17 protein-coding genes and 1 pseudogene are annotated in these 24,269 nt (G+C 65.3%); 12 read left to right on the top strand and 6 right to left on the bottom strand.

The window, feature by feature from the left end; translation table 11 throughout:
• The first annotated feature begins 79 nt into the window (after nt 1-79).
• The 11 genes from CGZ88_RS08635 to CGZ88_RS08585 all read left to right on the top strand — a co-directional run bounded on the left by CGZ88_RS08635 (nt 80) and on the right by CGZ88_RS08585 (nt 13,687).
• Nucleotides 80-1,096, top strand: coding sequence for an ATP-binding cassette domain-containing protein (locus CGZ88_RS08635; protein WP_101671647.1), 1,017 nt, complete (start codon nt 80-82; stop codon nt 1,094-1,096).
• The gene (locus tag CGZ88_RS08630; RefSeq protein WP_231371454.1) at nt 1,093-1,971 is read left to right on the top strand and encodes an ABC transporter permease; all 879 of its coding nucleotides are present in this window, start codon (nt 1,093-1,095) and stop codon (nt 1,969-1,971) included. Before CGZ88_RS08635 ends, CGZ88_RS08630 begins: the two co-directional genes overlap by 4 nt.
• 148 nt (nt 1,972-2,119) lie before the next feature.
• Nucleotides 2,120-2,416, top strand: a complete 297-nt coding sequence (gatC, locus tag CGZ88_RS08625) for an Asp-tRNA(Asn)/Glu-tRNA(Gln) amidotransferase subunit GatC (RefSeq protein WP_026645428.1) — start codon at nt 2,120-2,122, stop codon at nt 2,414-2,416.
• Nucleotide 2,417: 1 nt separating this feature from the next.
• Nucleotides 2,418-3,959 (top strand): Asp-tRNA(Asn)/Glu-tRNA(Gln) amidotransferase subunit GatA, encoded by a 1,542-nt coding sequence (gatA, locus tag CGZ88_RS08620; RefSeq protein WP_101671646.1) that lies wholly within the window; start codon nt 2,418-2,420, stop codon nt 3,957-3,959.
• Between the two features lie 21 nt (nt 3,960-3,980).
• Complete coding sequence (gene gatB, locus CGZ88_RS08615) at nt 3,981-5,480, top strand: Asp-tRNA(Asn)/Glu-tRNA(Gln) amidotransferase subunit GatB (protein WP_101671645.1); 1,500 nt, start codon at nt 3,981-3,983, stop codon at nt 5,478-5,480.
• A gap of 166 nt (nt 5,481-5,646) precedes the next feature.
• The gene (locus CGZ88_RS08610) at nt 5,647-6,705 is read left to right on the top strand and encodes a GNAT family N-acetyltransferase (RefSeq protein WP_026645431.1); all 1,059 of its coding nucleotides are present in this window, start codon (nt 5,647-5,649) and stop codon (nt 6,703-6,705) included.
• 70 nt (nt 6,706-6,775) lie between these two features.
• Nucleotides 6,776-7,087, top strand: coding sequence for a DUF2469 domain-containing protein (locus CGZ88_RS08605; RefSeq protein WP_026645432.1), 312 nt, complete (start codon nt 6,776-6,778; stop codon nt 7,085-7,087).
• A 193-nt stretch (nt 7,088-7,280) separates the two neighbouring features.
• Nucleotides 7,281-8,870, top strand: coding sequence for an NAD(P)/FAD-dependent oxidoreductase (locus CGZ88_RS08600; RefSeq protein WP_101671656.1), 1,590 nt, complete (start codon nt 7,281-7,283; stop codon nt 8,868-8,870).
• 235 nt (nt 8,871-9,105) lie between these two features.
• The gene (gene rho / locus CGZ88_RS08595) at nt 9,106-11,013 is read left to right on the top strand and encodes a transcription termination factor Rho (RefSeq protein ID WP_207761159.1); all 1,908 of its coding nucleotides are present in this window, start codon (nt 9,106-9,108) and stop codon (nt 11,011-11,013) included.
• Nucleotides 11,014-11,124: 111 nt separating this feature from the next.
• Nucleotides 11,125-11,532, top strand: a complete 408-nt coding sequence (locus tag CGZ88_RS08590) for a chorismate mutase (protein WP_101671643.1) — start codon at nt 11,125-11,127, stop codon at nt 11,530-11,532.
• Nucleotides 11,533-11,692: 160 nt separating this feature from the next.
• Nucleotides 11,693-13,687 (top strand): tubuliform spidroin, encoded by a 1,995-nt coding sequence (locus CGZ88_RS08585; RefSeq protein ID WP_133120926.1) that lies wholly within the window; start codon nt 11,693-11,695, stop codon nt 13,685-13,687.
• A gap of 123 nt (nt 13,688-13,810) precedes the next feature.
• Here the strand turns inward: CGZ88_RS08585 and valS are convergent, their stop codons facing one another.
• From valS to CGZ88_RS08565, 4 genes and pseudogenes are all read right to left on the bottom strand, one after another.
• Nucleotides 13,811-16,591, bottom strand: coding sequence for a valine--tRNA ligase (valS, locus tag CGZ88_RS08580; protein ID WP_026645436.1), 2,781 nt, complete (start codon nt 16,589-16,591; stop codon nt 13,811-13,813).
• A 138-nt stretch (nt 16,592-16,729) separates the two neighbouring features.
• Nucleotides 16,730-18,271, bottom strand: a complete 1,542-nt coding sequence (locus CGZ88_RS08575; protein ID WP_101671641.1) for an ABC transporter substrate-binding protein — start codon at nt 18,269-18,271, stop codon at nt 16,730-16,732.
• 166 nt (nt 18,272-18,437) lie between these two features.
• Nucleotides 18,438-19,133: pseudogene (nth, locus tag CGZ88_RS08570) on the bottom strand (endonuclease III); the annotation flags it as partial.
• A gap of 135 nt (nt 19,134-19,268) precedes the next feature.
• Complete coding sequence (locus tag CGZ88_RS08565) at nt 19,269-20,030, bottom strand: winged helix-turn-helix transcriptional regulator (protein ID WP_026645438.1); 762 nt, start codon at nt 20,028-20,030, stop codon at nt 19,269-19,271.
• 259 nt (nt 20,031-20,289) lie between these two features.
• Between CGZ88_RS08565 and CGZ88_RS08560 the strand changes: the two genes are divergently transcribed.
• Nucleotides 20,290-21,027, top strand: a complete 738-nt coding sequence (locus tag CGZ88_RS08560; RefSeq protein WP_101671639.1) for a transporter — start codon at nt 20,290-20,292, stop codon at nt 21,025-21,027.
• 160 nt (nt 21,028-21,187) lie between these two features.
• Here the strand turns inward: CGZ88_RS08560 and CGZ88_RS08555 are convergent, their stop codons facing one another.
• Together CGZ88_RS08555 and CGZ88_RS08550 are read right to left on the bottom strand one after the other, a co-directional pair.
• The gene (locus tag CGZ88_RS08555; RefSeq protein WP_101671638.1) at nt 21,188-21,709 is read right to left on the bottom strand and encodes an inorganic diphosphatase; all 522 of its coding nucleotides are present in this window, start codon (nt 21,707-21,709) and stop codon (nt 21,188-21,190) included.
• 249 nt (nt 21,710-21,958) lie between these two features.
• Complete coding sequence (locus tag CGZ88_RS08550; protein WP_243390121.1) at nt 21,959-23,992, bottom strand: maltotransferase domain-containing protein; 2,034 nt, start codon at nt 23,990-23,992, stop codon at nt 21,959-21,961.
• Nucleotides 23,993-24,269: the final 277 nt, after the last annotated feature.

Below are 24,269 nucleotides of genomic sequence, written 5' to 3'. Positions count from 1 at the left end.
CCGGCCGTAATCTCATCTTGCCGCCGTATCGTGGTCGTGCGGCATCGCTTGCGGCGTGCGCTTGCTACGATGCGGCCTCATGATGGAACTCAACGGCGTCTGCAAATCATTCGGCGCCAAACCAATACTCGATCATGTCAGTTTCACGGCGCCCGACGGCGTCGTCACCGGCTTCGTCGGGCCCAACGGTGCCGGCAAATCGACGACGATGCGCATCCTGCTCGGCCTCATCGCGCCGAACGAGGGCAGCGCGCTCGTCGACGGCGTCCCCTACACGCGCTGCGCGTTGCCGATGGCGAGCGTCGGTGCCGTGCTCGACGCACGCTGCGCGCCGAAGAATCGTTCGGCCTACGCGTATCTCAAATCGCTCGCCTACACGAACAACATTCCGAAGTCGCGCATCGACGAAGTGCTCGATCTGACGGGATTGGCGAGCGCGCGCATGACGAAGGCCGGCCGTTTCTCGCTCGGCATGGGACAGCGTCTCGCAATCGCCGCCGCGATGCTCGGCGATCCGAAGAACCTCGTGCTCGACGAGCCGGTCAACGGCCTCGACGCCGAAGGCGTCAAATGGGTGCGTGACCTGTGCCGCAACAGCGCGGCTGCCGGACGCGCCGTGCTGCTCAGCTCGCATCTGATGAGCGAGGTCGCGCTCACCGCGGACACGCTCGTCATCATTGGCCAGGGACGCATCCTCAAATGCACGACGGTCGCCGATTTCGTCTCCGAACATTCGCGGCCGCTGATCTCGGTCGTCACGCCGGACGTCGACAAGCTGCATGCGATGTTCGCGCATTCGCCGGGTGTGCGCATCACCGAGACGGCGCTCGCGGACGGCTATCCGCACGATGCGCGCGCGTTCAGCATCGAAGGCGCCGATCTGGAGACCGTCGCGCGCGGCTTCGTCGCCAATCAGATCGTCGCCTACCGTTTCGCGCGCGAACAGGTCTCGCTCGAGCAGGCGTATATGGAGCTCACGCATGCGCACGCGCAGTACGTCGCGGCGCCGATCGGCGCGATGCCGCCGCAGCAGGCGATGCGGCAGCCGCAGCCGGCGAATCCGACGATTCCGACGATGAACGGAGGTGCGCGATGAGCGCGATGACAACGACCGCGCGGCGTGCACCGCGACTGACCTTCGGCGGCGCGCTGCGCGCCGAATGGTGCAAGATCTGGAGTGCGACGTCGACCTATGTGCTCGGCGTCCTCACGATCGCGTTCCTGCTGATCAACAGCGCGATGATGGGATGGCTGCTGTCGCTGCTCGCCTCCGATATCACGCCGGTCGGCCATGAGGACATCTGGTCGACGGCGAGCGCCGGCGCCTCCAATGCGCTCGTCATCGTCGGCATCCTCGGCGTCATGGCGCTGACGGGCGAGTTCAGTTCATCGTCGATCGTCTCGTCGCTCACCGTGGATCCGCGGCGCGCGATGTTCATGCATGCGAAGGCCCTCGTCGTCGCCGCCGTCACGTTCCTCGCGTCCCTCGTCGGCGTGCTGCTCGCGTGGGGCGTCGCCGCGGCGATGGTTGGCCCACATCTGACGACCGGCACGAAATGGACGCCGGCTGCGATGCCGGTCGTCACATTGCTCGGCCTGCCGCTGATGATGGCCTTCGCGGCCGTGCTAGCGATGGGGCTCGGCGCGATCTGCCGTTCGACGGTGGGCGGAGTGTTGTGCGTCGTCGTGCTGTTCACGATTGTGCCGTCGGTGCTGCAGATGGCGCAGCTGCTCGGCCGCCGTTATCTGTGGATCACGTCGATCAACAACTGCCTGCCGGCGAACGCGTTGACGGCCTTCCTCAGCGCCGGCGCGAGCACCTTCGCGAACGACGCGGCGGCGGTCCTGGACATCGACGGCGCGCAGCCGTTCCAGCCTGCATGGGGCATGGCCGGCCTGATCTTCGTCGTCTGGAGCGTCGTGTTCTACGCCGTCGGTGTGCTGATGATGTGCCGCCGCGACGTGAAGTGACGATGTCCCGCCGCTGATATGGTGTTGCAGCGCGGCGATTGCCCGACGACGTCGGCAATCGCCGCGTTTCGCATCGTGCGCCGTTCGTGTCCGTCGACTCTCGCCTCGTGGTGGAGCCTCGTCACATTTGGTTCGTATAGTTGAAGGCATGCCTACATTCACACGTGAAGAAATCATGCATCTGGGCGATCTCGCCCGGATTGCGCTCACCGACGAGGAAATCACCCGCATGCAGAGCGAGCTCAACGTCATCGCCGATTCGATCAATTCGGTCCAGGAGGCTGTGACCGACGACGTGCAGCCGACCGCCAATCCGGTGCCGCTCGAGGCCTATCTGCGCCCCGACGTGCCGGCCAAGCCGCTCGACCGCTCCGAGGTGCTCGCCTCGGCGCCGGCGACCGAAGACGGCATGTTCGTCGCGCCGCAGATCCTGGGGGAGGAGTGAGATGACCGACCAGAACGAACTCGTCAAGCTGTCCGCATACGACATGGCGCGCAAGCTGCGCGCGAAGGAGGTGTCGAGCCGCGACCTCGTGGCCGCCGAACTCGATGTCATCGAAGCCGCCGAGCCGAGCATCAAGGCCTTCCTCAAGATCGCCGGCGAAGCCGCGCTCGAGCAGGCCGACGCCTTCGACAACCTGTCCGACGACGAGAAGGCCGAGCTGCCCGAGCTCGCCGGCGTCCCGATCGCGATCAAGGACATGATCGTGACGAAGGGCATCGAGACAACGGCCGCCTCCCGCATCCTCGAAGGCTGGGTCCCGCCGTACGACGCGACCGTCATCGAGAAGCTCAAGGCCGCGCATATGCCGATCCTCGGCAAGACGAACCTCGACGAATTCGCACAGGGCTCATCGACCGAGCATTCGGCCTTCCAGCGCACGTCGAACCCGTGGGACGTCGACCGCGTGCCCGGCGGCTCCGGCGGCGGCTCCGCGGCGGCCGTCAGCGCCTTCGAGGCACCGATCGCGCTCGGCACAGACACCGGCGGCTCGATCCGTCAGCCCGGCGCGCTCACCGGCACCGTCGGCGTCAAGCCGACCTACGGCGGCGTCTCCCGCTTCGGCGCGATCGCGATGGCCTCGTCGCTCGACCAGATCGGTCCGGTCTCGCGCACCGTCCTCGACTCGGCGCTGCTGCAGGAAATCATCGGCGGCCATGACCGCCGCGATTCGACGTCGATCCCCGAAGGCCCGCGCCCGATGGTCGCCGCCGCGCGCGACGGCCTGCTCAACCGCGATCTCAAGGGCATGAAGGTCGGCCTCGTCAAGGAACTCAACGGCGACGGCTTCCAGCCGGGCGTCGAGGCGCGCTTCAACGAAGCCGTCAAGAAGCTCGAGGCGATGGGCGCCGAAGTCGTCGAGGTCTCGTGCCCGCACTTCAAGTACGCGCTCGGCGCCTACTACATCATCATGCCGTCCGAAGTCAGCTCGAACCTCGCCCGCTACGACGGCATGCGCTACGGCCTGCGCGTCATGCCGCCCGAGGACGTCCCGCAGACGGCCGCGAACATGATGGCCTACACGCGTGAGGCAGGCTTCGGCGACGAAGTCAAGCGCCGCATCATCCTCGGCACCTACGCGCTGTCCGCCGGCTACTACGACGCGTGGTACGGCTCGGCGCAGAAGGTGCGCACGCTCATCATCGACGATTTCCGCAAGGCCTTCGAACAGGCCGACGTCCTCGTCTCCCCGACGAGCCCGTCAACGGCGTTCAAGTTCGGTGAGAAGATGGACGATCCGCTCGCGATGTACATGAACGACATCGCGACAATCCCGGCGAACCTCGCCGGCGTGCCGGCGATGAGCATCCCGGCCGGCCTGTCCGACGACGGCCTGCCGGTCGGCTTCCAGTTCATCGCGCCGCAGCAGCGCGACGAGGTCATGTACAAGCCGGCCGCCGCGCTCGAAGCCGCGCTCGAAGAGGACTGGAACGGACCAATCTGGCAGTCACTCAAGACGCCGTGGCTCGATGGACTCAACAAGTAAGGGTGACAGGAAGAGAATATTATGGCTGAAAAATTGATGAAGTATTCCGAAGCCGTCAAGAAGTTCGATCCGGTCATCGGTCTCGAGACGCACGTCGAGCTGTCGACGAACACGAAGCTGTTCTGCCCGGCGCCGATCTCCTTCGGCGCCGAGCCGAACACCGAGCTGACGCCGGTGAGCCTCGGCCTGCCGGGTTCGCTGCCGGTCGTCAACGCGGCCGCCGTCGACTACGCGATCAAGCTCGGCCTCGCGCTGCACTGCCAGATCAACGAGTGGAGCCAGTTCGCCCGCAAGAACTACTTCTATCCGGACATGCCGCGTGACTACCAGATCTCGCAGTACGACAAGCCGACGAACGGCGAAGGTTACCTCGACGTCGAACTCGAGGACGGCACCGTCTTCCGCGTACCGATCGAGCGCGCGCACATCGAGGACGATGCTGGCAAGAACACGCACGTCGGCGGTTCCGACGGCCGTATCGAAGGCGCCGACCATTCGCTCGTCGACTACAACCGCGCCGGCGTGCCGCTCATCGAGATCGTGACGAAGCCGATCGAGGGCGCGGGCGACCGCGCTCCGGAGATTGCCGGCGCCTACATGCGCGCGATCCGCGACATCGTGCGTGCGCTCAACATCTCGCACGCCCGTATGGAGCAGGGCAACATGCGCGCCGACGTCAACGTCTCGCTGCGCCGCGACCCGTCCGACCCCTTCGGCACGCGTTCCGAGACGAAGAACGTCAACTCGTTCCGCGGCATCGAACGCACGATCCAGTACGAGATCCGCCGTCAGGCCGCGATCCTCGAGGACGGCGGCGAGATCCTGCAGGAGACGCGTCACTGGGACGAGGCGACGCAGACGACGGCCGGCGGCCGTGTCAAGTCGGACGCCGACGACTACCGCTACTTCCCGGATCCCGATCTCGTCATGCTCCACATCACGCCGGAGCACGTCGAGCGCATCCGCGCGATCATGCCGGAAATGCCGCGCGAACGCCGCAACCGCCTCAAGGACGAATGGAAGTTCTCCGACACGGAGATGCGCGACGTCATCAACGCCGACGCGCTCGACCTCATCGAGGAGACCGTCAAGCTCGGCGCGACGCCGTCGGGCGCGAAGAAGTGGTGGCTCGGCGAGCTCTCGCGTGAGGCGAACGCCAAGGGCGTCAGCCTCGAAGAGCTGCCGATCGACGCGCAGGAGGTCGCCGACGTCGAGGCACTCATCGCCGACGGCAAGCTCAACGACAAGCTCGCCAAGCAGACGGTGAGCCTCGTGCTCGCCGGCGAAGGCACGCCTGCCGAGATCGTCGAGAAGCACGGCTTCAAGGTCGTCTCCGACGACGGTGCGCTGGAGGCAGCCGTCCAGGAGGCGCTTGACGCGAATCCGGACGTCGTCGAAAAGCTCAAGGGCGGCAACATGAAGCCGATGGGCGCAATCATCGGCGCCGTCATGCGCGCGACGAAGGGCCAGGCGGACGCGAAGGCCGTCACGAAGATCGTCCTCGAGAAGATCAAGGGCTGAGTACTTCGGCAATCGCCCACGCAGGCCGGGGCGGCGGACATCGATCGTGTCCGCCGCCCCGGCTCGCATTTGGACGCGCCGACGCCGAGGACATGGGCGTACACTACAATGGCAGGACTGGAGAGCATGGGAGAACGCTCCAGTCGCCAAACAAAAAAGGAACAACATGACGCACAGTGATGAACGTCGCGAGGAGGAACGGGAACGGTCGCGCGTGCTGCCCACGCGTATCACGATTCCCGACATTCTGGGGGAGATGGTGTATCTGCGGCCGGCCACATCGAAGGACCTGCCGCTCATGGACAAGCTTGACGCCTACGTGAACGCGTCAGGCATCACCGGCAAGGACCGCGTCGCCGAACGCGCGGCCGTGCACGCGTGGGTGAGCCGTTCCGAAGCATGGACGCAGGGCGCCGACGTCGGCGACGGCGTCGACGACCCCGAGCACCGCCGCACGATCGCGTGGGCGCTGATGACGACGCCCGACGACAACGACGAAACCGTCAACGCGCAGAACGCGACCGAATTCCTCGGCATGATCTTCCTGATCGACATCGACGGCTGGGCGCGTTCGGCGCGCATCCAAGTCGTGCTCGGCAAGGACTTCCGCGGACGTGGCTATTCGCGCGATGCGATGCCGCGCGTCATGACCTACGGCTTCGCCGACCAGCCGGAAGGACTCGGGTTGCACCGCATCTGGGTGGCCGTGCCCGAGAAGAACACGCGCACCTTCTCCGTCTACCAGTCGCTCGGCTTCGTGCCCTCGGGCACGTCGCGCGACGCGCTGTGGGACAACCGCCTCGGCAAATACCAGGACCTCAACGTGCTTGACACGCTCGTCGACGAATTCGACCCGGTGCGCGCGATGGACGCCTTCGGCATGCACGTCATTACGTCGAACCCCGGCATGGAGAAGGCGTTGTCGCTCCACCAGCATTCGATGGCGATCAAAAAGCAGGAGCTGCGCGAGGCCGGACTGTTGAAGGACCTCGACGACGAACGCCAACGCGTCGCCGACGCCGTGACGGCGCGCGACGACGTGCAGGCGCCGACGCTCGGCGAGACGCTGCACCGCGACGCCGAACGCATCGCCGGCGACGACGTCGATGCCGAGAACGCATGGCCGTACAACAACGCCGAACGCAACACGTCGAAGAAGGCGTGGTGGCGTACGCTGGGACGCGACCGCAACCGTCACGGCGCGGCCGCGCACGACGATCAGTGAACGGGCGGATGAAGGCAACAGACACGAAGGACACGAAAGACACGAAGGACAGGAGCATGAGCGAGTAACCATGAGCGCCGAAGACCTCGACAACTATGAGACCGACGCCGAACTGGCGTTGTACAAGGAATACCGTGACGTCATCAAGCTGTTCACCTACGTCGTCGAGACGGAACGGCGGTTCTATCTGGCGAACAAGGTGGATTTCAACGTCCGTTCGGCCGGGCAGGACGTCTACTTCGACGTGCAGCTCTCCGACGCATGGGTGTGGGACGTCTACCGGTCGAATCGCTTCGTCAAGAACGTGCGTATCGTGACCTTCAAGGACGTCAACGTCGAAGAGGTGCAGAAGAGCGACATCGACATCCCCGACGGCATCTGAGGAGTCCGAACAACGTGATGCAGTGCCCCCTATGGCCTTCCTATGGCCATAGGGGGCACTAGACTGCTGCGAAGCGCGATATTCCATGCGCACGACAATCCCAAGACTTGCGCGGTACCGGCGCGAGGATGCGCGATGCGAAGTTTTCAGCAGCGATCGATCGGCAGAACCAATGTTGAAGGAGAACGTGAACGTGTCTGACAAGCAAACCGTAGTGATCATCGGCGGTGGCCCCGCCGGTCTCACGGCCGCCTGGGAGCTCGTCAAGGACGGCGGCGCCGACAAGTACGACGTCACGGTCCTCGAGGAATCGCAGGAATTCGGCGGCATCGCGCGCACCGTCAAGCACGACGGCAACCGCATGGACATCGGCGGCCATCGTTTCTTCTCGAAGGACGATCGCATCATGCGCTGGTGGGCGGATACGCTGCCGCTGCAGGGCGCCCCGTCCTACGACGACAAGAAGCTTGGCCGCGTGCATGAGCTCGAGCCGGGCGGACCCGATCCGGAGACGACCGACAAGGTCATGCTCAAGCGCCACCGCGTCTCGCGCATCTTCTGGAACAAGCATTTCTTCGACTACCCGATTTCGCTGTCGATGAACACGTTGAAGGCGATGGGCCCGAAGCTCACTGTCGTGGCCGGCTGCTCGTACCTCAAGTCGGTGTTCCACAAGCTGCCCGAGGACAATCTCGAGAACTTCTACATCAACCGTTTCGGCCGCAAGCTGTATTCGATGTTCTTCGAGGGCTACACCGAGAAGCTCTGGGGACGCCATCCGTCGGTCATCTCGGCCGACTGGGGTTCGCAGCGCGTCAAGGGCCTGAGCATCATGGGCGTGCTCAAGAACGCGTTCCGCAAGCTGCTGCCGAAGAAGCGTGACGCCGAAGAGGTCGAGACCTCGCTCATCGAGGAGTTCTGGTACCCCAAGCTCGGTCCGGGACAGCTGTGGGAGACGGTCGCGAAGAACGCCGAGGACGCCGGCGTCACGATCATCAAGGGCGCGAAGGTCGTCGAACTCGATCAGCAGGACGGACACATCGCCTCGCTCGTCTATGAGGATGAGCACGGCGTGCGCACGACGCTCGAAGCCGACGAATTCATCTCGTCGATGCCGATCAAGGATCTCGTCGAGGCGATCGACGGCGGCACCGAGCATGCGCCGAAGGACATCGTGCGCATCGCCGATGGCCTGCCGTACCGCGACTTCGTCACCGTCGGCCTGCTTGTCAAGCACCTGAAGCTCAAGAACACGACCGACATCCCGACGCTCGGCAACCCGCCGATCGTGCCGGACTGCTGGATCTACGTGCAGGATCCGGGCTACAAGGTCGGCCGTCTGCAGATCTTCAACAACTGGAGCCCGTACCTTGTCAAGGACGTCGACGATACCGTCTGGATCGGCCTCGAATACTTCTGCGAGGAAGGCGACGATTTCTGGAACATGAGCGACGACGAGGCGACGCGCTTCGCGATCAGCGAGCTGACGCGCATGGGTGTCATCAACGGCTCGCACGAAGTACTCGATGCGCATCGCGAACGCGTCAAGAAGGCGTATCCGGCGTACTTTGACACCTACGACGAGATGCCGGAAGTCGTCGACTATCTCGACTCCTTCGGCAACCTGTACTGCGTCGGCCGCAACGGCCAGCACCGCTACAACAACATGGACCATTCGATGGCGACGGCGATCGAGGCCGTCGGCAACATCAAGTCCGGCAAGCCGACGAAGGAGAACATCTGGTCGGTCAACACCGACAAGTCCTATCACGAATCCAAGTGATTCCACGATCCCGGGCGGCCCGCGCGCAGACGACGTGCGGGCCGCCCGGAATCGTCTTCCGGCTCGTCACAGCCGGTTTCGTCGCGCGCTCCGGCTAAGGTGTGTCCTGTCCGGCATGAATGCGGACATTCCCTTTCGCGAACATATGACGCATGACATATGTACGTATGTGCTTTCCGTATATGTTCATATATTCGCAAACCCTGTGTGAAGCCATCGCGCCGTCTCTGGGCGCATGGTCGAAGAAAGGCACAACCAAGTGGTTACAACCTCGAAACTAGAAGACATGAAGCTTCCTGAGCTCAAGGAACTCGCCAAGCAGATGGGTCTGCGTGGCGTTTCGACGATGCGCAAGGGCGCATTGCTTGCAACGTTGCAGGCCGCGCGCAATGGTGAGGCCGCGCCGGCGGGGGTCACCGTGCGCGCGCCGAAGCAGACCAAGGATTGGCAGCCGGTCGTGACGGAGCCGTCGGCGGCCGCGCGCGCCGCACAGGCCGCAGCGGCACAGTCCGCGTCGACACAGTCCACGTCGAAGCAGCCGGAATCGAAGGAATCCGCATCGTCGACGAAGGTCGTCATCGACGAGCCGAAACCGGAAAGCAATATGGAGATGCACGTCACTGCCCGTCGTGTGCGCAAGCGCCACGACGAGGCCGCCGCGCAGTCCGAACAGCGTCAGCCGCAGCAGCAGAACTCTTTCGATATCGACGACCAGCCGAAGCGCCGCGCGCGCCGCGGACACGAGGAACAGCGCGCCGTCCGTCGCCGTCTGCCGGCGCCACCCGCCGGCGAGAACGTCAATCTTGACGAGATCCTCGACGCGCTACCGGGCGTGCCGTCGCACAGCAACGACGAGCAGCGCGAGAACCGTCGCGGACGCAACGATCGCAATGAACGCAACAACAATCGCAATGACCGCAACGATCGCAATAACAACCGCCGCGGACGCGGCCGCGACAACGAGAACCGCCGCGACGACGCGAGCGCGCAGCGCGACGACCTCGTGCCGGTCGCCGGCATCGTCGATGTGCTCGACTCCTACGCGTTCATCCGCACTTCCGGCTATCTGCCCGGCCCGAACGACGTGTATGTGAGCATGGGTCAGGTCAAGAAGTACGGCCTGCGCAAAGGCGACGCCGTCAAGGGCTCGATCCGCACGCCGCACGAGGGCGACCGCCGCAATCAGCGTCAGAAGTTCGTGCCGCTGCAGTCGATCGATTCAATCAACGGCATGAGCGTCGAAGAGGCCGCGCGACGCCCGCAGTTCAGCAAGCTCACGCCGCTCTACCCGAACGAGCGACTCAAGATGGAGACGACGGCGAACCGCCTGACCGGACGTCTCATCGATATCGTCTCGCCGATTGGCAAAGGCCAGCGCGGCCTGATCGTCTCGCCGCCGAAGGCCGGCAAGACGATCACGCTGCAGAACATCGCAAACGCGATCGCGACGAACAACCCTGAGGTCTATCTGATGGTCGTCCTCGTCGACGAACGACCCGAAGAGGTCACCGACATGGAGCGCACCGTGCAGGGCGAGGTCATCTCGTCGACCTTCGATCGCCCCGCCTCCGACCACACGACGGTCGCCGAACTCGCGATCGAACGCGCGAAGCGTCTTGTCGAACTCGGCCAGGACGTCGTCGTGCTGCTCGATTCGATGACGCGACTCGCGCGCGCCTACAACATCGCCGCGCCGGCTTCGGGACGCATCCTGTCCGGCGGCGTCGACGCGCAGGCGCTCTATCCGCCGAAGAAGTTCTTCGGCGCGGCGCGCAACATCGAAAACGGCGGCTCGCTGACGATCATCTCGTCGGCGCTCGTCGAAACCGGCTCGAAGATGGACGAGGTCATCTTCGAGGAGTTCAAGGGCACCGGCAACATGGAGCTGCGCCTGAGCCGCGAACTCGCCGACAAGCGCATGTTCCCGGCCGTCGACATCAACGCGTCCGGCACGCGCCGCGAGGAGCTCATCACCGATCCGCAAACGCTGCCAATCATCTACCGTCTGCGCCGTCTGCTCGGCGGTCTCGAACCCGAGCAGGCCTACCAGACGCTCGTGCCGCGCCTGAAGAAGACGATGACGAACCGTGATTTCTTCGCCGCGCTCGTCCAACAGGGCGGCGGCTCGCTCAACAGCAACTGATCTTTTCGGTCAGTTGATCATCCGATTGCTGACGGGGGACGGCACTGCCGCCCCCGTTTCGCATATCCGCGCCGCGTCGCGCTAACCACACCGCGCGCTAAGGTGGAACGCATGACTACCACGGAGGATGGCTGGCGCGCCGACGCGCGCGAGGAGGCGACCGACATCGACGCCTTCGCACAATCGGATGACCCGCAGATGCAGCACATTGTAGAACGCATCGACACATTGCGCGCATCGATCGACAACATCGACATGGCAATCGTCGCACTGCTCGCCGAACGATTCAAGGCGACCGCGCAGGTAGGTGCGCTCAAGGCACGCGCCGGTTTCGCCGCCGCCGACTATGCGCGCGAGGAGCAGCAGATGGAACGGCTGCGTCTCGTCGCGCAGGCCGCTGGCCTCGACGTCGAAATCGCCGAACAGTACCGTGAATTCGTCGTAACCGAGACGAAGCGGCGACATCGTCGCATCGCCGAGCAGGGAGGCGACGCCGGCGTCCTCGACATCTTCGCGTGATTTGCGCTTCGCCGACGGAGGAGGCGGCCTCAGCGGCTGCGACTAGGGTGGAGGAGACGTGAGCGGCGGCGCGCAAAGCCGTCCGCACAACGACTCATGAATGACCCATGAACGACTCATGAATGACTCACGGCGAACGGGACGGCGGAGGGAGCACGGGATGCGACGAGCGTGGATACGGGTGTGCGCGGCGGCGACAGTGGCGGTATGCGCCGCCGTGCCGTGCGCAGTCGCAATCGCCGATGCCACAGCGCGCGCTGCGGCATCCGTCGTCTCCGCCGATGCCGCCGCCGAGCGTTTCGCCCAACATGACGTGTTCACGATGGCGACGACGAGCGGCGGCGCGCACCGCTACTATCTGGCTGCTGTTTCCCAATCTGCGTCTGCCAACAGCGACGTGACGTCGATGACGGCAGACGGACGGCTGCCGTGGACGATTGACGTCGATTACGCGCTCAACGGACCGAACGTCGACGCTTCCGCGCTCACGAACGCCAAAGGCACCGTGCAGATCCATGTGCGCGTCGCGCCGGACATGCGCGTCGACGAGGCCGCGCGCCGCTATGCGCGGCGGCTGCGGCCATTCGTGACCTTCACGTTGCCGGCGCAAGGCGTCAAGGACGTGAGCGCCGACGAAGGCGTCGCGATCAGTCGGCACGGCGACGCGATCGTCGTCTCGGCGACGGCCGCGCCCGGCACAACGCTCGATACGCGAGTCTTCGTTGAGGCGACGAAATTCTCGATGGGCGACATCGCCGTCGCCGCATTGTCCGCTGATTCGACGGCCGCCTACGGCGACGGCCTGCGCGCGCTCGGTGCACAGTCGGCGACGCTCACCGCGGCAATCAACAATGATGACGACCGCGACGACGACAATGCGAACGCTGCGTTCCTCGCGACGCTGACGCAGCTGCGCGATCAGGAACGCACGCTCGCCAAGCAGCAGATCGCCAAACTCAAGAAGGCACATCAACAGGCCTTCCACGACTACATGGCCGCCTACGTCGGCTCGTACACGAATCATCTATCCGGATCGATCGGCACGAAGACGCAGATGACGGCGCTGATGGGCACGGCCGGCGAACTCAAAGGGGACACGCCGCTCGCGCACGCTGTCACCGGGCTGGCGGCGGCCGTCAACAACGTCTCCGACGCCTATCAGCACATCGGTGCCGCCGACGAAGTCGACAGGATCATCACGCGCATCCGGCAGCAGGGCACCGGCGGATTGGTCGACGAACTCAAGCGGACGGCCGGCGAACAGGCGCGCATCGGCGCGCAGATGTACGCGGACGGCCAAGGGCAGCTGTCGCGCGCGATGATTCCGTATTCGATGGCGTACACCGATGTCTATACCTCCGAACTCAACGACCTGACCGGCGGCGACCTCGCGCGCGCAGGCACGGCGTCCGCCGAGGCGATCGCGGCGACGAACGCGCGCAACGGCTCCGGCACGCTCGGCGACGACATGGCCGGCGTCGACGCGGCGATGGCGACGCTCGCCTCGGCGCGCGAACACACCGGCGCGGCGAACGCGGCCGAGCAGATACTGCAGCGGTTCCCCGACGAACTCGCCGACGGCGGCAGCTCCGGCGGCGTCGCGGACGTGCGCATGCAGCTGCAGCCGGTTTTGCGCGATTCACCGCTGATGCAGGCGGCTTATGAACAGTGGCTGCGCAATCCACTCGGCGGTCAGGCGCGTGCGCGGCGCGCGGCGCGCATCGCCGACGCCGAAAAACGGCAGCAGGCGGCACACGGCGCGAAGGACATGTCGACGCTTGTGACGCCGTCGGCCAACGATGCGTCGGCAGAGATCTCGAAATACGCCGGATCGGTGACCTCGTCGCTTGGCGGTGACGGCGGCGGCGATAAATTCGCTGGCGGCGACGGCGACGCATCGCACAAGCAGGCGGCGTCGAAGGCGATCTCCGCGGACGGGTGGATGGCGCTCGTCGACGCGAATCCGTGGGAGCGCGAGTTCCTCGCCGCCGACACGCAGCCGGTCATCGACGAGACGGTGCGCATCGCGTCGGTCAGGTCGGCGCTCGACGCAACGGCCGACGACCTCGCGAAGGGCGGCGCGCTCGCCGGCGAAGTCACGGGAACGCCCGATGCGCTCGGCACGCGCTTCCTGATCGTGCACGCGGCGAGCTGATGGCGAACGTCCCCGCTGCGGTTGGTGACTGAGCGCACAGGCGGACCGCATCAGCGGCACAACAACGGGAAAGCCCCGGACCTGTTGGGTCCGGGGCTTTCTGCATGCGGCTGATCGGAATCGTCACTGCTTCGGCTTCTTGGCCGGCGGTTCGCCGAGCTCGCTGTCGGCGACGACGATCGTCTCCTCCTCGGTCGTTGCGGCCGGGGCGTCGGCGTTCTCAGCGGGCTGCTTCGGGCGTGCGTACTTTTCCATCAGGTCGCCCGCCTTGCGCAGCGTGATCCGTCCGGTCACGCGCGCCGCTTCAGCAATGTCGCCGAGCGCCGGCGTGAGCGCGTCGCGCATCTCGTCGCTGACATTGAGCATGACGGACAGGATCGGCGTCTTCATCGAGACCTTCGCCTTCGACTTGATGCCGCGCAGCGCCGTGAGCGCATGGCCCGCCTGCGCGAGCAGATCCGGCGATGCCTTGAACGCGGCGGCCGCATAGGGCAGCGGCTTCGGCCACGGCGCGCGGTGCACCGAACCTTCGCCGGCATGCATCCAGCTCCACACTTCTTCGGTCGTGTACGGCAGGAACGGCGCCAGCAGACGCGTGAAGGCGTCCAGACCGAGGCCGAGCGTCGTACGCGCCGACTTGACGGCCTGTGGGCTCGGCGTGTTGCCGGTCGATTCGGCGGTGCCGTAGGCGCGGTTCTTGACGAGTTCGATGTAGTCGTCGCAGAACTGCCAGAAGAAGTCCTCGATCGTTTCGAGCGCTTTCGAATGCTCGTAGTTCTCGAGCGATTCGGTCGCGTCCAGCACGACCTTCGCCATCTTCGCCATTGCGGCGCGATCGAGCGGTTCGGTGACGTCCTGCGGATTCCACGTGGCCGTCGCCGCCTCGCCGACATGATGCTGCTCGTCCTCGCGACCGATCGCGAGCGCGAACTTCGTTGCGTTGAGCAGCTTGATCGCGAGCCTGCGGCCGATTTTCATCTGGCCTTCGTCGTAGGTCGCGTCGAGGCCGAGGCGTGCCGAGGCCGCCCAGTAGCGCACGGCGTCGGCGCCGAACTTCTTGATCGGTTCGTTCGGGACGACGACGTTGCCCTTCGACTTCGACATCTTCTTGTGGTCGGGGTCGAGGATCCATCCGGAGAGCGTCGCGTTCGCCCACGGCAGGCAATGGTTTTCAAGGTCGGCGCGGTCGATTGTGCTGAACAGCCACGTGCGGATGATGTCCTGTCCCTGCGGGCGCAGATCCATCGGGAACGTCGACTTGAAGAACGATTCATTCTCTTCGCCCGGTTCCGCCCACTTCGTGACGATCTGCGGCGTCAGCGACGAGGTCGCCCACGTGTCCATGATGTCCGGCTCGGCCATGAAGCCGTTCGGCTGGTTGCGCTGTTCCTCGCTGTAGCCTTCCGGCACGTCGATCGACGGGTCGATCGGCAGACGGTCCTCGCTCGGTGTCAGCGGGTTCGCATAGTCGGGCTCGCCGTTCTCGTCGAGCGCGTACCACAGCGGGAACGGGACGCCGAAGAAGCGCTGACGCGAGATCAGCCAGTCGCCGTTGAGGCCGTGCACCCAGTTCTCGTAGCGCACGCGCATGAAGTCGGGGTAGAAGTTGAGTTCCTTGCCACGTTCGATGAGTTCGGCGTTGAGACGCTTGTTCGTGCCGCCGTTCTCGAGGTACCACTGGCGCGAGGTGACGATTTCGAGCGGCTTGTCGCCCTTCTCGTAGAAGTTCGTCATACGCATCGTCGGCTTCGGCTCGCCGTCCATGTCGCCGGCGGCCTGCAGCTGTTCGACGACCTCCTTGCGCGCCGAGAACGTCGTCTTTCCTTCGATCGCCTCGAAGTAGGCGCGGCCCTGCTCGTCGCGGATCCAGTCCGGCGTGTCCATGATGATGCGGCCGTTGCGCTGGATGATCGAACGGGTCGGCAGATGCAGGTCACGCCACCATTCGACGTCGGTCATGTCGCCGAAGGTGCAGCACATCGCGATGCCGGCGCCCTTGTCCATTTCGGCGGCCGGGTGCGCGAGGATCGGCACTTCGACGTGGTAGAGCGGCGACGTCACCATCTTGCCGAAGTACGGCTTGTAGCGTTCGTCGTCCGGGTGCGCGATGAGCGCGACGCATGCGGAGAGCAGTTCGGGGCGCGTCGTCTCGATGTAGATCGGCGTGCCGTCCTCGAAGCGGAACGCGATGCGGTGGTAGAAGCCCGGGTATTCGCGCGATTCGAGCTCGGCCTGTGCGACGGCCGTCTGGAACGTGACGTCCCACAGGCCCGGCGCGTCCTTCTGATAGGCTTCGCCGCGCGCGAGGTTGCGCAGGAACGCTTTCTGCGCGACACGGCGCGGATGCTCGCCGATCGTGTGGTAGGTCTGCGACCAGTCGATTGACAGGCCGAGGCTGCGCCACAGGTCTTCGAAGAGCTTTTCGTCCTGCGCGGTGAGCTTCTCGCACAGTTCGATGAAGTTGCGCCGCGAGCACGGCACCTGATCCTTCGCCTGCAGCTTCTTGCCTTCGGTGCCTTCGAACGGCGGCTTGAAATCGGGGTCGTAGGGCAGCGATGTGTCGACGCGCACGCCGTAGTAGTTCTGCACGCGGCGTTCGGTCGGCAGGCCGTTGTCGTCCCAACCCATCGGGTAGAGGACTTCGAAGCCGTTCATGCGCTTGTAGCGTGCGATGATGTCGGTGTGCGTGTACGAGAACACGTGGCCGACGTGCAGATGGCCGGAGACGGTGGGCGGCGGCGTGTCGATCGAATAGACGGCGCTGCGCTCGCCGGGATTGTGGAAGGTGTAGGTGCCGTCTTCGTCCCAGACGGCGCGCCACTTGTCCTCAAGACCGTCCACGCCTACGCGGTCGGGGAGGGGGGTGAGATTGGCGCTGATGGAGATGTCTTCGCTATCAGTCATAACCGTCAGTGTAAAAAGCGTCTATGACATCATCGCCGCCGCGCATACGGCTCGCCGCTTGCGTTTCGCGGTGTGCTGAACCGTGCGGCGAGACGTGTGATTTCGTCGATGTTTCCGGCTGTGCCGGCGGCTGTCTCGTCAGCCGCGCGACGTCAGCCCGGCGAGCGGCAGCCGCCACGACGAATTCTGCGCCGCGACGCCGCTGACCGCGCGTTTCGCGACGACGAAATCCTTGTTCTCGTACAGCCATGCGCTCGCCGCGTCCTGGCTGACGACGCGGTCGAAGTCGCGCATGCGCTCGCGGTACTCGTTGTAGTCGGTCTTGGCGAGCGCATCCTCGTAGATGCGCTGCGCCTCGCCGTTCTGATAATGGAACATCGGCGATCCGTCGACGAAGTTGCGGTAGTCGTCGATTCCCTCAAGCGTGACGAGCGCGCAGTCGTAGTCGCCGCCGGCGACGCGTTTCGTCAGCTCGTCCGTATCGACGACCTCAAGCGTCGCCGGCATCGACAGCACATCGTTGAAGGTCGCCGTGATCTGTTCGCCGACCGCGCGATGCGTCTCATCGGTGAGCACGGTGAACTCATGGAAATACGCGTAGGGGAAGTAGGCGCGCATCGACGCTGCCTTCGCCTCGTCGTAGGGGAACAGGTCGTTCAGATCGACGTAACCCGGCTGCAGCTGCCCGATCGGCCCCGACAGCTGCGCCGCCGACTCCGGCTGCGTTTTCGCGATGCCGGCCGCGTCGATCGCGTAGCGCGTGAGCTGCCGCACCTGCACATCAGAGAACGGGCTCTCCTGCGCGCTGTTGAGCGCGAGCAGCGTCTGGCGCATCCCCAACCCGTCGTCGACGCGCAGCCCGTCGTGCTTCGCGAGCCGCCGCGCCGTCGCCGCCTCACGCGGCAGCGCGACGTCGAGATTGCCCGCCTCAGCCGCGTCGGCGAGCGCCGCCTCGTCCTTGTAATACGCGAGGCGGATGCGCGCCGCCGCCGCCTTGCGCCCCCAGTAGTGGTCGTTACGCGTCAGCGTAATCGACGATCCGTCGCTGGTCGCGACGTCGAAGGGGCCCGAACCGTAGGCGTGGCGCGCGTAGTCGTCGCCGGCGCGCTGCGCCGCGCGCACGTTGTAGACGATGCCGGCGCGTCCGGTGAGCGCCCACAGCAGCCGCGGATTCGGCTTGTGCAGATCGATTGTGAACTGCGAGTCGCTCGTGTTGCGCACGGTGGCGACGTCGCCGAGTTCCTCGTAGCCGACATGCTGATCGGTGATCGTGCGCTGCAGCGACGCGACGACGGCGCTCGCGTCGAGCGCGCTGCCGTCGGCGAAGGTCAGTCCGTCGCGCAGGATGAATGAATAATGCAGCCCGTCGGTCGACGGCACCCAGCGCGCGACGAGGTTCGAGGCGATGGAGACGTCGTCGCCTGTCGTCAGCAGTGTCTCGTAGACGTTGCCGACGAGCGCCTGCTCGACGCCGCGCTCGTCGTTCGTGCGGATGTCGAGCGATGTCGGCTGGTCGGTCAGGCCGACCGTGTATTCGCGTGAGCGGCCGCTCCATGGCGTCGCGCCGCCGTCGCGTCCTCGCATGAAGAAGAACGCTGCGACGATGGCTGCGACGGCGATGATCGCGGCGAACACGATCCATGGCGCGACGCGCGCGCCGCGGGATTCCCGGGTATGCATGAGTGTGCAGTATATCGGTAGACGACTACTGTGGTATGGGTTTGTCCGTGGCGGCTTTGCGTGTGGCGGTCGACGACGTTCGTTTCGTCGATGACGATGATTTGCGTGTCGTCGATTTCGTCGTGCGCTTCGTCGATTTCGCCGATGTCGTCGTGCGCTTCGCCGGCCGCCGTGTGCCGGTGCGCGCCGCGGGCATATCGAGGAAGTCTGTGGCACTCGGGCACGAGTCATTGAGCGGGCACCATGCGCATTGCGGCGCGCGCGCCGTGCACAATGTGCGCCCGAAGATGATGAGGCGGTGCGACAGATCGGTCCACTCTTCGGGCGGGAACGCGGCCGTCACATCATGTTCGATGTCCTCGGGGGCGATTTCGTCGCTGTCACGCCAGCCGAGCCGTCCGGTGACGCGAATGACATGCGTGTCCACCGGGAATCCCGGAATGTGGAACGCGTTGCCGAGCACGACGTTCGCGGTCTTGCGGCCAACGCCGGGCAGCGACGTCAGCTCCTCCATCGTATGCGGCACGCCGCCGCCGAAGCGCGTCACAAGCACCTGCGCAAGCTCGATGATGTGTTTGCTTTTCATTCGGTAGAAGCCCAGCGTGCGGATGATCGATTCTACATCGGCGATGTTCGCCTGCGCGAGTGCATCCGCGTTTGGATACTGCGCGAACAGTGCCGGCGTGACGCTGTTGACGCGCCGGTCGGTCGTCTGTGCGCTGAGCACCGTCGCGACGATCAGTTCGAAGGGCGTCGTGTAGTCGAGCTGGCATTTCGTGACCGGAATGAATTCGCACAGCTGATCGTATTCGCGGTGCATGCGCGTGACGCGTGCACGTTTCGATTCCCGTTTCGCGACCATCGCCGCACCTCCCGTCCAACGCGTCGCCGGCGGCGGCGCCGATAGTCCCGAGCCTACACTGGCTGTGGACGCGGAGCGAAGAAATCAAAAAAATAAAATGTGGCGGGGGAGCGCTGCTCGGCGTTGCTGCGGCGCTCAGTGTCGCCTCGACGAGCCGTGGCCGGCGGCTTCCTGCGCCTGCTCGCGTTCCTCGTCCTCCTCGGGCGGGTCGAAGCGGTAGCCGACGTTGCGCACGGTGCCGATGACGTGCTCGTATTCGCCGCCGAGCTTGGCGCGCAGGCGACGGATGTGCACGTCGACGGTGCGCGTGCCGCCGTAATAGTCGTAGCCCCACACCTCCTGCAGCAACTGCGCGCGTGTGAATACGCGCCCCGGGTGCTGCACGAGATACTTGAGCAGCTCGAACTCCTTGTAGGCGAGATCAATCGGGATACCGCGCAGGTTCGCCGTGTAGCCGTTCGTATCGACGACGAGGTCGCCGGAACGGATCAGGCCGTCCTCCTGCTCATCGGAGGCCTGCGCGGCGCCGATGGCGGTGACGACGGTCGCGGCGCCGCGTTCGGCGACGAGCCGCAGTCGTCCTTCGACCTCGGCGGGCGAGGCGGTGGAGACGACGACGTCGGTGACGCCCCATTCAGCCGTGACGACGGTGAAGCCGCCTTCGGTGAGAATCAGGACGATCGGCGTCGACAGTCCGGAAGCGTGAATGAGACGGCACAGCGTCTTCGCGGTGGCGAGGTCGTCGCGGCCGTCGAGGAACAGAATCGTGTTCTCCGGCATCTTGACGAGGCTCGCGGCGTCCATCGGCAGCACGCGCACACGGTGGGAGAGCAACGCAAGCGAGGGCAGCACGGAAGCCGGATCGTGCGAGAAGGTCATCAGTGTCAGATCCGTCACAATGTGCCCCTTATTTCGGATGGTCTCATGTGGTCGTGCGCCTTCGGCGCGCTGCCTCATATTGTAACGACAGGCACCGTACCAACGGGTGAAGCGTTCCAGCATGAGAGCGGCGCGCGGCCATAAGCGCGTGTGCGAGGCGAACGCGGGGCGAATGTGCGCGGCGGCGACTAGATTGGTCATCGATTGACGACAGCTGTGCGTCCGTCGCGCCGAAGCGACCGCGGCGCGCGTACAAGACGACTCGAGGTGAGAAGCCATGACCGATCTGAACAACGTCGACGTCCCACAGGGCGGCGCGCCGCTGACGCGGCCCGTCGTCCGGCCGCTGCTGGTGCAGGTGGCCGCGTACGTCGTCCTCGTGGCCGTCTCCTGCCTGCCCGGCAGCGAGAATGTCGGCTCCGTCGCCTATTCGCTGCTGCTGTTTGTCGTCGGCGTCCTCATCATGCTGTCGGCGTTCTTCACGCCGCTGCGCGACGGCTTGCCCGGCCGCATCACGGCGTGCGCGCTTGGCTGTTGTTCGATGATCTGCGCGGCGACGCCGTTCCTCGGCGAACTCGTCTTCGGCGTGCACCCCGACGTCATCGAAGGATCGATCTATCTGTCCGCCTCCGCATGGCTCGCCGGCTGCGCGACGCTGCTCGTCGTACTGCTCGTCGTCTCCTTCGCCCGTCAGATGGCGCGCAATCCGCGCACGAACATGATCGTGCAGATGTCGCATATGGTCATGGACGGCGTGTGCTGCATCGCCGCTGCTGGCTGGTGCTTCCTGCCGATGCTGATGCACGCCGGCGACGTGCGGCCGCTCGCGCGCGCCCTGGCGCTCGCCGCTGTGGCCGTCGTCGCCATCGCGCTCGGCGCCGTGTCGTGCCTGTGGTCGCGCGATGTGCGCCCGTTCGACGACGCGCGTTCGCCGTGGATCGGCATGGGCATGATGCCGGTGATGCTCACCGGAGCCGCCGTTGGTATCGCGGTCTTGGTACTGTTGCTCGTGTGATGGCGGCACAGGGCGCCGTCGCTCTCTCTAGAATAAGAACGATGAACCCCCGCCGTGGATGGCGGGGGTTCACCTTTTACTGATCATTGACGCGGTTGCGGTGCCGTCATGTGTCGCTCAGGGCGGCACGCGGACGGCGGAAAATCAGCGAATCAGGAAATCAGTTGTTGAGATCGGCGTCGTGCTCGGCCTTCTCCTTGGCGGCGAGGCGTTCGCGCGCAGCCTTGATTTCCTTGTCCGCGGTCGCAGCGTCCGCCCAGTAGTCGCCCGGCATGACTTCCTTGCCCGGTTCGAGCGCCTTGTACTGCTCGAAGAAGTGCTTGATCTCGGCCTTGTGGAACTCGGAGACGTCGGAGATGTCCTTGATGCTGTCGTAGCGCACGTCGTTCGGCACGCACAGCACCTTGTCGTCGCCGCCTTCTTCGTCCACCATGTGGTACAGGCCGACGGCGCGGCACTCGATGACGCAGCCCGGGAACACCGAATCCGGGATCATGACGAGCGCGTCGAGCGGATCGCCGTCCTCGCCGAGCGTGCCGTCGATGTAGCCGTAGTCATCCGGATAGCCCATCGCCGTGAACAGCGTGCGGTCGAGGAAGACGCGGCCCGAGGCCTGGTCGACTTCGTACTTGTTCTTCGAGCCGCGCGGGATCTCCACAACGACGTTGAAAGTTTCTGCCATGGTAGTTCTCCTTGGTTGATGAGTGTTGAAACCCGCTACCACCATACACCGCGCGCGTCCGAGCGGCGCATGTGCACGCCGTGCACGAACAGCGGCGACGACGTTGCGCCGATGTCCCGCGGCGGCGGCGAAAACGACGATGAGAGACCGCTGCGGCGATCTCCCATCAGTATTGATATTGATTGTCGACTCAATCATCCGTTATCGGTATCGCATCCGCCGGCGTGCATGTGACGCCGGCGGCGACGCTCAGTATTCGACGCTGAGGATGTGCGCGACGTCCGCCCACGGCGCGAGCGCGACGAAGTTGTCCCAGCTCCAGTCGAATTCGCGGCCAGTCAGCTGGTCCTTGACGCGGTACGTGCCGTCGGTCGGCAGGCCGAGTGCCGTGAGATCGACGTGCACGCTCGACTGCTGCTCGTGGTAGCCGTCGAGGTTGACGACGACGATGAGCGTGTCCGGCTTGCCGGTGCCGGTGTATTCGGCCGGCGTCTGGCGTGCGAAGGCGAGGATGCTCGGGTTCGCGCTCGGCAGTACCGTGAGGTTGTGGTAGCTGCGCGTCGCTGGATGCGTGCGGCGGATCGCGTTGAGCGATGTGACGAGTTCGGCGATGCCGTAGTCGTCGCTCTTGTCCCAGTCGCGCACGCGGATCGCGTCGAATTCGCTGACGGCCGGCTGTTCGGCGCCGTCGCGCTGCGTGTTCTCGACGAGTTCGTAGCCGTTGTACACGCCCCACGTCGGCGAGCCCATCGCGGCGAGCACGGCGCGCACCGCGTAGCCGGCGATGCCGTTGTCGCGCAAATAGTTGCTCAGCGAATCCGGCGTCGTCGGCCAGAACGCGTTGTGCTGCCAGAACGCGTCGTCCGAGTTCGTGGCCGTCAGGAAGGCGTCCACTTCCTCCTTCGTGTTGCGCCACGCGAAGGTGCCGTAGGACTGCGTGAAACCGGCGCAGGCGAGCGCGCGCGTCATCGACGGGCGGTCGCCATCCTCGGCGAGGAACAGCACCTGCGGATGCGCCTTGACGACATCGGCGATGACGTCCTGCCAGAAGCGTGTCGGCGTCGCTTCGGGCGCGCCGACGCGGAAGGCGGTGACGCCGAGGGTGATCCAGAAGTCGAGCACTTCGGCGGCCGCCTTCTCGATGCCGGTGAAGTCGTTGTCGTAGTCGATCGTGCCGTCGGCGCGGAACCACTGCGGATGCTCGGCCTTCCACGCATGGTCGGCGGCGAAGGCGAGCGTGAAGTCGAGCGCGACCTCGAGGCCGAGCTCATGGGCGCGGTTGATGAAGGCGCGCAGGTCGTCGACGGTGCCGAGGGCCGGGTCGATGGCCGCGTGGTCGGTGACGATGCCGGCGGCGTCGGTCGGCAGGATCTGCGGCAGATAGACGATGCCGAAGCCTTCCGCCTTTGCGCGTTCGAGACCCTGCGCCGCCGTATGCAGATCGCCCGGCGTGACGGTGCCGTCCTCATGCTTGACGGCGCCTTCGGAACGCGGGAAGAACTGGTACCACGAGCTGAAGCTCGACTTCGGACGTTCGACGCGCAGCGGACGGTCGGCGCTCGCCGTCAGGCCGTCGCGCAGCGGATTCGTGCGGTGCAGCGTGAGGATCTCGTCGGCGTGTGCGATCGCGATGCGGTCGGCGGCGTCGACGGTCGTGTCGAGCATCTCCTTGGCGGTGTCGCGCAGCATCTTGCGCTGCTGCGCGTCGAGCGCGGCGTCGCGGGTTCCAGCCCAACGGTTCAGGATCTCGGCACCGTCCTGCGCGAGGGCGTTCGAAGCCGGCTCCTCGTCAGCGCGCTCGAGCCAGTCGGCGAAGGTGTCGGCCCATCCTTCGACGGCGAACTTCCAGTTACCGAGCTGCTTGGCCATCTCGGCGAAGCTCTCGTCCCACGGTGCGATGTCGGTGTACTCGCCGGCCTGCAGCGTGACGGCATACGATTCGAGGTCGGCGTTCGCGAGCGCCATCGGCTTGCGCGCCATGATGCGGCCGCGCTGGCTCTTGAGGACGCCGGTGGCGCCGACATGGCCGGTGCCTTCCATGAAAACGCGGGCCGTCACCGTGAACGGCTCGCCGAGTTCGACGCGTGGCGCGAAGGCGCCGTCGGCGCTCGCGGGGGTGATGTTCGTGATCGCGATGCGGCCGAACTGGCCGGGTTCCTTGGTCGCGATCGGAAGTGCAGGCGCATCCCCCGTGAACTGCGGCTGCTTCTTCGTCGCGCGCGGCTTGCGCGTGCGGGAGGTCGTGCTGGTCGTTGTTTCCTGAGTGTGTTGTGCTTCTCTCATGCCCCTCATTGTATGGACATGCTGTGAACAGGGGGCGGATTTGGTCACATCGGTGAAACATCCTGTATCACGGGCGTCCAAAGCACAATCACGGCGCATTGTCATATCGGGCGTGATCCGATGTGGGAATGTGGATGGATTCGCGCGCGCATGCACTGATGTGGATGGCATGTGGATAAAGCACAGTGTGGATAACAGTCCGTGTCGTCCCCAAATGGCCGCCGAGCCTGCCTTCCGGTCACAACGCCCGGTTGTGCTTGCGCCTCCGAAGCGGCCG

It is taken from the genome of Bifidobacterium anseris, from assembly GCF_002860345.1.
Taxonomy (GTDB): domain Bacteria; phylum Actinomycetota; class Actinomycetes; order Actinomycetales; family Bifidobacteriaceae; genus Bifidobacterium; species Bifidobacterium anseris.
Note: the sequence above shows the minus strand (reverse complement) of the source record. Positions and strands in the feature narration are given on the sequence as shown.